General features: G+C 70.6%; 9 protein-coding genes and 3 pseudogenes. 6 read left to right on the top strand and 6 right to left on the bottom strand.

Annotated elements, in window-relative coordinates; all coding sequences use genetic code 11:
* Nucleotides 1-419: 419 nt before the first annotated feature.
* Both ACFY0X_RS35725 and ACFY0X_RS35720 read left to right on the top strand, forming a co-directional pair.
* Nucleotides 420-639: pseudogene (locus tag ACFY0X_RS35725) on the top strand (GTP cyclohydrolase I); the annotation flags it as partial.
* Between the two features lie 40 nt (nt 640-679).
* Nucleotides 680-1,060, top strand: coding sequence for an arsenate reductase family protein (locus tag ACFY0X_RS35720; protein WP_387760683.1), 381 nt, complete (start codon nt 680-682; stop codon nt 1,058-1,060).
* Nucleotides 1,061-1,453: 393 nt separating this feature from the next.
* Here the strand turns inward: ACFY0X_RS35720 and ACFY0X_RS35715 are convergent, their stop codons facing one another.
* The 4 genes from ACFY0X_RS35715 to ACFY0X_RS35700 form a co-directional block, all read right to left on the bottom strand.
* The gene (locus ACFY0X_RS35715; protein ID WP_387760682.1) at nt 1,454-1,750 is read right to left on the bottom strand and encodes a hypothetical protein; all 297 of its coding nucleotides are present in this window, start codon (nt 1,748-1,750) and stop codon (nt 1,454-1,456) included.
* 529 nt (nt 1,751-2,279) lie between these two features.
* Nucleotides 2,280-2,981, bottom strand: a complete 702-nt coding sequence (locus ACFY0X_RS35710) for a histone-like nucleoid-structuring protein Lsr2 (protein WP_387760681.1) — start codon at nt 2,979-2,981, stop codon at nt 2,280-2,282.
* A gap of 440 nt (nt 2,982-3,421) precedes the next feature.
* The gene (locus tag ACFY0X_RS35705) at nt 3,422-4,261 is read right to left on the bottom strand and encodes an SMI1/KNR4 family protein (protein ID WP_387760680.1); all 840 of its coding nucleotides are present in this window, start codon (nt 4,259-4,261) and stop codon (nt 3,422-3,424) included.
* A 504-nt stretch (nt 4,262-4,765) separates the two neighbouring features.
* Nucleotides 4,766-5,092 (bottom strand): hypothetical protein, encoded by a 327-nt coding sequence (locus ACFY0X_RS35700; RefSeq protein ID WP_387760679.1) that lies wholly within the window; start codon nt 5,090-5,092, stop codon nt 4,766-4,768.
* Nucleotides 5,093-5,303: 211 nt separating this feature from the next.
* On the opposite strand from ACFY0X_RS35700, the pseudogene ACFY0X_RS35695 reads away from it, so the two are divergent.
* A pseudogene (locus ACFY0X_RS35695) lies at nt 5,304-5,405 on the top strand (IS5/IS1182 family transposase); the annotation flags it as partial.
* 175 nt (nt 5,406-5,580) lie between these two features.
* On the opposite strand, the gene ACFY0X_RS35690 reads toward ACFY0X_RS35695, so the two are convergent.
* On the bottom strand, nt 5,581-6,201 hold the full coding sequence (locus tag ACFY0X_RS35690; RefSeq protein ID WP_387760678.1) for a hypothetical protein: 621 nt from the start codon (nt 6,199-6,201) through the stop codon (nt 5,581-5,583).
* 172 nt (nt 6,202-6,373) lie between these two features.
* On the opposite strand from ACFY0X_RS35690, the gene ACFY0X_RS35685 reads away from it, so the two are divergent.
* Nucleotides 6,374-7,234 (top strand): alpha/beta fold hydrolase, encoded by an 861-nt coding sequence (locus tag ACFY0X_RS35685; protein ID WP_387760687.1) that lies wholly within the window; start codon nt 6,374-6,376, stop codon nt 7,232-7,234.
* A gap of 161 nt (nt 7,235-7,395) precedes the next feature.
* Nucleotides 7,396-8,726 (top strand): annotated as a pseudogene (locus tag ACFY0X_RS35680) (NF041680 family putative transposase); the annotation flags it as partial.
* On the opposite strand, the gene ACFY0X_RS35675 reads toward ACFY0X_RS35680, so the two are convergent.
* Nucleotides 8,691-9,371, bottom strand: coding sequence for a helix-turn-helix domain-containing protein (locus ACFY0X_RS35675; RefSeq protein WP_387760686.1), 681 nt, complete (start codon nt 9,369-9,371; stop codon nt 8,691-8,693). The pseudogene ACFY0X_RS35680 and the gene ACFY0X_RS35675 overlap by 36 nt on opposite strands.
* A 127-nt stretch (nt 9,372-9,498) precedes the next feature.
* Between ACFY0X_RS35675 and ACFY0X_RS35670 the strand changes: the two genes are divergently transcribed.
* Complete coding sequence (locus tag ACFY0X_RS35670; RefSeq protein ID WP_387760677.1) at nt 9,499-9,909, top strand: ester cyclase; 411 nt, start codon at nt 9,499-9,501, stop codon at nt 9,907-9,909.
* The last annotated feature ends 395 nt before the right edge of the window (nt 9,910-10,304 follow it).

The following is a 10,304-nucleotide window of genomic DNA, read 5'->3' as shown; positions in this document are numbered from 1 at the left end:
ATCTCCAGGGCTGTCCGGAGCGGCCGGCCCGCGTACGTCATCACCAAGTCGAAGAGCTCCTTGGGATATCCCGGCCGGAACCTTTCGTAGGCTTCCGCGGTTGCGCCGAAGCTCAGTGCACGAGCAGACATGCCGAGCATCCTGGCACGACCGGGGCGGACAGCGCCTGGCATACTCAGTGGCCTGGCCGTCCGAACTTGAGGGATGCCGGTCGAACGGGAGTCTCGATCGAGTCAGTGCGGCGGCAGCCGTGCAGGAAAGCAAGGCCTCTTGGTAGCTCAGGAGGGCCTGTTGTCGCAGTTCTACGGCATTGCGGGAGCGGGGTCCACTTCGGTCACTCTCGCGTGTGACTGCCTGGCACACCGGTTCGGGAACGCCGCCGACCACAAAGTCCGTGCGCGCCGCTACCCCACGGACATGTCCGACGCGGAGCGACCAAGCAGGTCGCGGACTGGCTCCAGGAGCACCTCGAGCCCAAGGGCGTCGGCATCGTCATCGAGGGCCGAGCACACCTGCATGACGCTGCGAGGTGTCCAGGCCACCGGCGCAACCACCCTCACCTCCACCCTGCTGGGCACCCTTCGCGAGGACGCGCGCTCCCGCAGCGAGTTCCTCGCCCGGGCCGGGCTCCCGAGCTGACAGCCGACAGCCCGCCCCTACGTATGGAGAGAACGACCTCGTGGAAATCTGGATCAACCCGGCGTGCAGCAAGTGCGCCTCAGCCCTGTCGCTGCTCGACTCGGACGGCGCCTCCTACACGGTGCGGCACTACCTCGAAGAACCGCCCACCGCCCGGGAGATCGAAGACGTGCTGCGGCGCCTCGGCCTGGAGCCCTGGGACATCGCCCGCACCGGCGAACCCGAAGCAGCCGAGATGGGCCTGGCTTCGTGGCCACGCGACGAGAGCCACCGCGCCCGCTGGATCGAGGCACTGGCCGCCCACCCGATCCTCATCCAACGGCCGATCATCACAGCGGACGACGGAACCTCGGTCATCGGCCGATCGCCCGAGGCGGTCCGCTCCCTGCTCGCCCCGTCCGCCGATCGCTCCGGCCCATGACAGCCGAGCAGGGGCCGCGCCCACTGGTGGCGGACGCCGCCCGCTGAGGCCGGGCCGCGAACCCACCGACGTGCCTCGGTGAGGGCGGCAGCGGGTGCGCGGCGCGACCGGAGAACCGGCCCCGGTAACGGCCGACCGCTGTCCTCCCGCCCGCGCCGTCCGGCTGTTGTTCCGGCCGCACGCTGTTCCCGCTCACGGTGGGCCGCTGCCGGGCTGCCGCCTGGTCGCCGTCCCTGTCCGGGTGCGCCGTGTGCCGGGCGGCGGTGTCCCGCTCGTTGGCGCTCGCTCGGTAGCCTGCGGTCGACGGGCGGGCCGGCTGGCTGCTGGCGTGATCTCGTCCCCCCGCCGTCGTTCCGGCTCCGCGGGCGGGATGCCGCCGACCGGCGCCGTGGCTCACTGCGGCGGGCCGGGGTTGCGCTGGCGGTACTCGCCCGGTGCGCCGGTTGAGGCCGGGCCCTCGTCGGTGCCGGCGACCCGCCAGGAATCGGGGTCGGGCCGGCGGCCGTCGGGTTCCTGGCCAAGAGCGGCGCGGGGCACCGGCTCGGGCGGCCTGGTTCGGGCGGCCCGCCGGCGCCCGCCCCAGACGAACGCGCCGATCAGGGCTGCGGCGATCAGCACGGCGGGCAAGATCAGTACGAGCAACGGGGGGCCGCTGGACGTCTGCGCCAGCAGGGACGGCGTGTCGAGCACCGGGTTCTCCTCAGCAACCGGGGAAGCCGCGCGCGAGCACGGCGAGTCCCCGGGCGCTTGCCCGAAACGACCGGGTGCATGCGGCCCACCTGCCCCCACCAGGTGGCGGCGCGGCCGGAGGCGGTTCGCACCGCCAACGCCGCGCTGTGTCCGTGCCGGCCGTGCCGGGGCTCGATCGGCGGGAGGAAGGCCGGCTCGGAGCTGGAGCTGCGGGAGAAGGCCTGGCCGGCTGCCGGACCAGCCGGAGGGCGCCGCCCGTCTTGACCTGCCGCCGACGTGGAGGTCCAGCGTGGCGGTGACGGGGCACGATGTCGGATTGCCGCCAGCGAGCCTCGGCTGCGGCACCCATGGGCCGGACCATCCTGGTGGCGGCCGCGCGGGCGTGGGACGGCGCCCTTCTGCCTGTGCCCTGCGCTGCGGTGGCGCGCTGGTCTGCGCCCCGGATGACCCGTGGTGGGAGGACCGGGTGTTGCACGCCAAGCTCTACCCGGCGAAGGGCCGCACGTGTGACCTGTTGGTGTGACTCTTCTCAGTGAAGGCGTGAGGCCTTGTCGTAGGCCTCACGGACGTTCGAGGGAATCCGCCCATGGTCGTTCACGACCATGCCGCGCGTGCGGGCCCAGTGCCGTATCGCCTCGTCCTCCGGTTGCGCCTCGTCGTGCTTGCGGGGCCGCACGGGCGCGCCCGGGCCACTCCAGTCCCCGGTGGGGACTCCTTCGAGCAGGTCCGCCGCCTGCTGGAAGAAGGCGGCCAGCGACGCCCAGACGCCTTCGTCGGGCAGGTAGTACTCGGCCCACGTGCCGACCGTCCCGTTAGCTGTGTCCAGGAACGTCCCGTACAGGCCGTCGCGCTCCGCTGCGATCGGGACCCACTCCGGGCGCCACGACGGGCAGTCGGGATCACCGGAACTCCGCTCCGCGGCGAGCTGGTGGAGGTAGACCCGCTCGATGTCTCCGAGGCCGAGCAGAAGATGACCGCCGGGAACGGGCACGTCGCACCCTCGCTCCACCAGGGTCTCGCGGGGCTCGGCCAGAAAGCCGGTGTCCAGATCCTGCGCGAGGAGCCACTGCCGCAACTCCGCCGGCAGCTCCAGGCCCATGCGCACCTCGGCCCGGTCGATGGCCTCCAGGGTCCCCGGCCTGCCGAGGGCGGCGACGATCCCGGGATCGTAGTGTTCGAGCCATGAGGTGAACCGCGCCCAGGCCGCCCGAACGTCTCCTGCTCCGTCCACCGGAGGTCCCCTCAGTCGAGCGACAGATGATCATGCATGGGACGACCGTAGACGGGACCACGGACAAGGACAGCGGCCTGGGACAAGCCCGGGTGCGCGACGCTGCTGCCGGGCCCCAGCGGCCGCCGCCCTCCCGCCCGTGCCCGCCTGCCGCCGTCCGGCCTGGCAGCTGCGCGCTGCTGTACGGTCGGTCGACGTCGTCCGTGCGCCCCCGCTCCGCTGCAGGCATTCCGGCCGGGTTCAGCGCTCGCTGTTCCGCCCCGCGCCGGTCGCTGGCTGCCGTCCGGCCGCTGCCGTCGTGCCTCCGCCGTCCTGGTCGCCGACGAGAGCGGGGCCGCGGTGGTGGCCACCGACCTGCTGCGCCGGCCGTCGATGGCGTTCGGGGCGATGACCGGCCATTATCCGGCTTACGGGCTGGCTTCCTGAGCAGCGATCACCGCTCAGTCCCAGACGGGCTCGCCTCGGTGCGTTGTCGTGGACAGCACTTCGCAGCCCATGCTGCGGATGGCCGCGAGAAGGGTTGATCGCACGCGACCTTCGTCTTCGGGTGGGAAGGCGACGCGGATCTGGTGTCCGTAGGCCGTCTCGTAGGTGAGCCTCCAGCCGAGCTCGGTGGCGTCGAAGTGGTCCTGACGGTCGCCCTCTTCGTTGTAGCCACCCCGGTCTGCGGTGGGGGACAGGGCCTGCTGGAGGATTCGAAGGCGCTCGGAGTAGGTCCGCTGGCCGTCCGTGAGCTTGATGTAGACGTGGCTGAGCGCGCGGAGCGGTTCGAACCATGGGTCCGTGACGTGCTCGTTCGCGGCGAAGACGCTGGTGTTGAGCCGTCCGCTCAGCCACCCGTGGAGGAAGCCGATCGCGCTGGTCTCGTGGGCGTCGTAGTACCACCCGCGCGGGTTCCAAGCGACGACGGTCCAGGTGTCCGGGTGGCCGTCGGTTACCCAGCACAGCCGGTCGCCGTTGTCGGTGGCAGCCCATTCCAGGAGGCCGCCGGTCTCCGGAAAGCAGGGGTAGGGGCACTTGTCCGGGTTCGCCTCACGGAACGGTCGCTCGTTCTCCAGCAGCTGCTGGGCGAACTGGAGCAGGAGATTTCGGCTGCCGAACGGAGTGAGGGGGGTGATGAAGTCGACGAACTGACCCGAGCCGTAGGAACCGATGAGGGACTTGAAATCGGAGGGAAGTTCGAGGCCGAGGGCGCTCTCGACCTGCGTCCAGTCGCCGCTCGCGTTGACGGGGTTCGTCGGTGGGGGGACCAGGGCGACCAGGTCGTCGATCGTCGTCATACGGGCGAGGCTATCGAGGAGGAGCCCTTGTCCCGTCAGGTGGGGTGGATGTGGGGAGATATCTGCCCCACCGTTGCCGGCCTGGGCACGGCCTGCCCGCCTGAGCGTCTGCGGTCCGGGCTTTGGGCTGTCCGGACAGCCGGCTCGTGACCGGTCCTGTCCGGTGGCAGCCTGAGCCCAGCCCGGACGCACGCCTGTCCTCCTGCACTGAGCGAAGGCACACCACGGCGGCCGGGCGCGGCTCGCCCCCAGGAAGAGCACCCAGGCTTCATGCCTACCAGCGGCCGTTCGGACCCCCTCACGGTGACGGTATCCGAACGGCCCATTTCATCAACCGCTGATCGACCTCCCCTGAACACGCACACCAGGTTCAGGCACAGCCACTGAGCTTGTTCTTTAACCTCGGTACCCTGGATGCCGGCGTCGTCAAGGTAGTGCCAGTGGACGGGGCATATCGCAGTGATCGAGTCCGTCAGGTACCCGTCGCAGTGCTCTGGCTGCGGCTCAGAGATGGAGTGCGTCGGCGTTCAGGCGTTGGTCGGGCGAAGGCTTGAATGGGACATCGGCTACCACTGCTCCGTCTGCGGAGACGCGTTGTACGAGTGCGGGCCAGGAGGAAGCGACATACCGGATGACCTGCGTCAGCGTCTTCTGGCTGAGCACGGCGAGGCGAGGCTCGTACTCAGTGATCCTCTCGCCAGTCCGGTCCTCGTGATGAAGGTTCTTCGCGCCGAGCTGGGCGGGGACCTGGCACAGGCGAAGGGGGCGTTCCAGCAGATCCGGGCGGGCGCGTTCGCAGGGACGATGCCCGAGATGGTTCTTTTCGTCCATCGGCTGCGTGCCGCTGGCGTTGAGGCGAAGGCGGAACGTCCGCAACGGTCTGACGAGGCCTCAGCTCGTGGCTGATCACGGGTTCTAACGTTCTCCGGACAGCGGAGCACCCTTGGGGTGATCATGTGCGCTGTCGAGACGCTGGTGATCGAACCAAGGCTGTGATGGTGAGTCTGCTGGACAATGCCGCCCGTATCGAGGTGGTCGAGCGCACGCCCGCCGGCACGCGAGAGACTACGAACGCCTCGTCCAGCACAGCGAGTCGTTGATCACCTGGGCGGCCATCACCCTGATGACCAGGCGAATCACCCAACGGCAGTCCCGCAGGAAGAACCAACCACCACCCCGCGAAGCCCAGCGGGACTGATCGTTCTGGCGACCGGTCGACCGAACGCCCTCCGGACCTCCCGGAGAACCGGCCGACGCCACTCTCCCACGGCTACTGACCGCCCGCCGGCAAACCGCCAGCCCTGCCGCCAGAACCTGGCTCAACTGGTGCGGTGTCGGTTCGTCCGTGGCGCCCTCAGACGGGCGACCGTCTGACGGGCGGCCTCGCGGTGGTCTGGGCGGGGCGCCGGCACACGGGGGCCGGCCAGGTGCTTGCCGGTGAGTGACTTGGCGCCGACCGCGGTCCAGTCCGCGCGACGCACCACGGCAACGTGCCCTTCCACATGGGCTTTGTGGTCCTTCCAGTCGTCGGCCGGCGCCATCAGGACACGAAGATCCTGATCGTTCAGCCACTCAAGGCCGAGAATCTGGCGGCCGAGATGATGCTCGATGAGCGACAGGGTGATGCCGGTCTTCAGATGGACGAGCAGGAGCTCCCCCTCGAAGCAGTAGCCACCGTCGTACTCACCGGATCCCACCACGAGGAGGGGAATTGTCGGATGGAAGGCCATTGCGTTCACCGGGTACTGCGAGCGCAGGAGCCAGCGGCGCCGGGCGCGATCGGTGACGTGGAAGACGCCGACCGTATTGGCCTCGTCGAACTCGTGCGCGCCAGCCACGGCAACCATGCGTCGCCCCTTGTCCGCGACGGCCAGGATGGGATCGCCGATCTCGGCGAAGGGGTCGCCGGGGGCATCGCCGACGGCGGGAAACGAAGTCACACCGAGAATCTTCGCAAGGATCCAAACGACCTATGCAATCGGGCTTTCCTGAGCCTGTTCGATTCCTGATCTGGGCTGATGCTCGACGGCGGATCGAAAGCAGGTACTCAGCTTGCCGTTTAACCTCTGGCGGAGCCCCAGTGACGTGGGTACGTTCCTGGCGGTGACTTCGATGGAGATGCAGGGCCTCGTGTCGATGACCGATGGAGCGCAGTTGCGCTGGAAGGCGTTGGGGGACACGGCTCGGCGGCCAGCCGTGGTCTTGCTCCATGGTGGTCCCGGTCTGCCGGACTATCTGGGTGATATCGCCCCCATGGTCGCGGACCTTGCGCCTGTGTACTGGTACGACCAGCGTGGAACGGGTCGATCTTCCTGGCGGGGTCGTCATTCCTTCACTCGGCATGTCGAGGATCTCGCCGAGCTCCTCGACGTGTGGCAGGTGCCCGAGGCCGTGCTGATCGGGCACTCCTACGGCACCAATCTGGCGAGTCGGTTCTGTCTGCGGCACTCTGACCGGGTGGTGGCCATGCTGCTGATGTGCGGGCCGTTCGTCGGTGATTGGCGTACCGGGGACCGAGCAGAACGCGACCGCCGCATGTCCTCAGCCCAGCGGGAGCGGCTCCGCGAATTGGAGGATCTGCCGCATCGCTCGGAAGAGCAGGAAGTCGAGCTGCTCACGTTGGCCTGGTTCGCCGACCACTCCGATCCGGAACGAGGGTGGCGCTGGGCAGCCCAGGCTGCTCGGCGGCGTCGACCGGTCAACTGGTCCATGAACGCCGAACTAGGTTTGGAAGGGCGCGCCGATCCGCTCGATGATCACCTTGCCGAGTTGCGTGCACGCCTGCCTGCGCGGGTGGAACTCCTCGGCGGGGTTGACGATCCCCGTCCTGTGTCGGCGCTTGAATCACTCGCGCTCCTGCTCGCTGTCCCGCTGACCCGGATTGAGGGCGCAGGCCATGAGCCCTGGCTGGAGCAGCCCGATGTTGTGCGTGCGCACCTTCGGCGATTCGTGCAAGGCGCCGTGGGCACATAGGGCTTCGACAGGCTCGCTGGCTGGCTTGTCCCCGGCTGTCCGGCTTCGAATGCCGCATCGAACGCGATCACCCACATGGGTGTTCGTCGGACGTGGGCGCGGCCCTCACGTGATCCTGAACTCGACTAAGAGATAAAGGACTTGATGCTAAGGTCGCAGTGATGGCTGTGGTAGGGCAAGGTGTGCGGGGCGAGCCGTTCGCGGAACTGTCACGCTTCCGGGGAGTCTTCTACGACTGCCTGACCGGACGGCGCGACGCCCTGTTCGAGCTGGCCGACGCGGTGCTGTGCAGCGACGGGCCGGTGAAGAGCCTGGTGGACCTGGCGCTGGCGCCCGAGCACCGGCGCGGGCACGGTGCGCTGAACAAGGGCCGCCTCGACGTCGACCGGCTGCGGACCGAGCTGGCCGGCCTGTCGCTGCCCCGCGCCGCCGACGGCCGACTGGTGCTCGCGGTGGACGTCTCGCCTTGGCTGCGGCCGGACGCCCAGACGTGCCCGGACCGCTCCTTCTGCCACACCTACGGCCGTGGCGAAGCCAAGCACCAGATGATCTCCGGCTGGCCGTACTCCTTCGTGGTCGCACTGGAGACAGGCCGCACGTCATGGACGGCGGTCCTCGACGCGGTGCGGCTGGAGCCCGGCGCCGACCTGGCCGCCGTCACCACAGCCCAACTCCGCGTCGTGATAGTCCGGTTGATCGGCGCGGGGCAGTGGAAGGCCGGTGATCCGGAGGTCCTGGTGGTAATGGACGCCGGCTACGACGCCCCGCGCATCGCCCACCTGCTCGGCGACCTGCCGGTGCAGGTCCTGGGCCGGCTCCGCTCGGACCGGGTGATGCGCCGCCCGGCACCGACCCGGGCCGAGTGGCACGCGGCTCACCCGGCCGGGGGCCGGCCGCCCAAGCACGGCGGCGAGTTCGTCTTCGGCGACCCCGCCACCTGGGGCGCCGAGCAGGCGGTTACCACCACGGCCACCCGCCGCTACGGCACCGCCGTCGCCCGGGCCTGGGACCGGCTCCATCCCCGGCTGACCTGCCGCGAGGCCTGGCTGGACCATGACGACGAGCTGCCGCTCCTCGAAGGCACGGTGATCCGCCTGGCCGTCGAGAAGCTGCCCAGTGGCGGGGTGAATCGGCCGGTCTGGCTCTGGTGGTCGCGCACCGGCGCCGGCCCGGCCGACGTCGACCGCTGCTGGCAGTCCTTCCTCCGCCACTTCGACCTGGAGCACACGTTCCGCCTGCTCAAGCAGACCCTCGGCTGGACCCGCCCCCGCCTACGCGGCTCGGCGGCAGCCGACCGCTGGACCTGGCTCGTGATCGCCGCCCACACCCAGCTCCGCCTCGCCCGCTCGTCGCCGACCTCCGCCACCCCTGGGAGAAGCCGGCAGAACCGAACAAGCTGGATCAGCTGCGGCGCCAAAGGGTCGCTAGCCGGCCCGGCTGGACCCGGCGTGGTGCGCTACCGGAAGGCCCGGGCGAGGGTGCAGGCGACGGTTGCCACCGGGGGCAGGAAGCGGGCTGCGGCCTCCCCCAGCAAGTGGGCGTGCAGGGCCCGTTGGTGGGCGGCGCCGACGAGCAGCAGGGCCGCGGCGGACGGGTCCAGCGCGGCAGGGAGCCGGCCGGTTGCCTGGCGGGCCCGGATGGCGTCGGCGACCGCCCCGAGGGCGAGGTGCGGGCCGACCTCGCCGCCGCGTTCGGCGAGCAACCCGCGCAGCTGGGCGTCGGACTGGACGGCGCCCAGGATCGGCATGATCCGGCGGTAGAACCGTTCGAGGCGGGCGAGCAGGGCGGCGAGGTCGGCCTCCAGCTCGGCGCCGGGGTCGGCCTCCGCGGCCCCCGGGGCGGTCGCGGTCCCCGCGGCCCCGGCGGCGGTTCCGGACGCGGGCCCGGCGGCACCCTCCGGCGCGCCGAGGACGGCCGTCGCGTCGGCGAACGCGGGCAGGTGCAGTCCGATGACGGCCTGGAGGAGGCCCAGCCGGTCGCCGAAGTGGTAGAAGATGCTCGACTCCGCGACGCCCGCCCGGCGGGCGATCTCCTTGGTGGACAGCGCCAGCCCGGCCTCCCCGAGCGCCTCCTCGGTCGCCTTGAGCAGCGCCTCCCGCACCCCGGTCGAGGGCCGACCGCTTCGCGCCTGAGCCATCTCCGGCCTCCGTCTCTCCCTGTCGCCCCGACTTCTTGAGTAATTGCTCAGGAACAGGTTAACTTACTGATGGATCGCTCAGTAAGTCGCTCGGCGATCCGTTCGGATCCGTCTCGGGAGGGGACCCATGACCACCGTCGAGTACCGCAAGAACGCCGTCCGCCGCCTCTACAAGGCCCTCGAAGCCGGCGACGTGGACGTCGCCGACGAGCTGTTCACCGCGGACTTCGCCACCAGCGAGGGCAAGCATCAGAACGTGCGGGGCCCGCAGGGCTTCAAAGACGCCATCCGAGAGGTGCACGCCACCCACACCGACCCGTCGTTCGAGATCCTCGACCTGCTCGGCGAGGGCGACGACGTCGTCGTCCGCTGGCGCATGACGGCCACCCACACCGGCCCGCTGATGGGCGTCCCGGCCACAGGCAAGCGCGTCAGCACGGAGGCCTTCGCCCTGTTCCGCTTCGTCGGCGACCGCATCAGCGAGCGGCACGCCGTCATCGACCGGCTCGGCCTGGTGCAGCAGCTCAAGGGGGAGTGACCCGGACACCGCCCACACCGCCGACGGGCGGCGCACATCCGGCTGATCTGCCAGCAGTCCGGTTGCGCCGCCCTGGCCCCGCCTCGCTGCTCAGAGGCCGGCCAGGACGGCCTGCTGCGCCGCCGTCCCGGGCCTGCGCGCCCCTGCTCGGCCGCCGCCGTCCTCGCCCCGGGCCCGCTCCGCGGTCGTTCGGTCCGCCGGCCTCTCCCGGGGCCGCAGGCCCTGCCCAGGTGCTGTCGCGTCGTCCCTTGTCCTGCTCGGACCGCCGTCGCCGTCCGTTCCCAGCGCGGATGCCCCCCGGATCCCCCTTCCTCGGCCCGGGCCGCGACCGCACGACAGCACCACTCGCCCCCCACGGCCCGTCGCAGCCGGAGCCCACCCCGGCCCTGCTTGGC

This window comes from Kitasatospora sp. NPDC001547 (genome assembly GCF_042894165.1).
Classification (GTDB): domain Bacteria; phylum Actinomycetota; class Actinomycetes; order Streptomycetales; family Streptomycetaceae; genus Kitasatospora.
The sequence above is the reverse complement of the archived record's forward strand: the minus strand, read 5'-3'. Positions and strand labels throughout refer to the sequence as shown.

What these genes read in the sequence shown, in the direction of transcription:
- ACFY0X_RS35705 (WP_387760680.1), bottom strand. Translation starts at nt 4,261, where the DNA reads ATGACGACGATCGACGACCTGGTCGCCCTGGTCCCCCCACCGACGAAC.
- ACFY0X_RS35700 (WP_387760679.1), bottom strand. Translation starts at nt 5,092, where the DNA reads ATGGACGAAAAGAACCATCTCGGGCATCGTCCCTGCGAACGCGCCCGC.
- ACFY0X_RS35685 (WP_387760687.1), top strand. Translation starts at nt 6,374, where the DNA reads ATGGAGATGCAGGGCCTCGTGTCGATGACCGATGGAGCGCAGTTGCGC.
- ACFY0X_RS35675 (WP_387760686.1), bottom strand. Translation starts at nt 9,371, where the DNA reads ATGGCTCAGGCGCGAAGCGGTCGGCCCTCGACCGGGGTGCGGGAGGCG.
- ACFY0X_RS35670 (WP_387760677.1), top strand. Translation starts at nt 9,499, where the DNA reads ATGACCACCGTCGAGTACCGCAAGAACGCCGTCCGCCGCCTCTACAAG.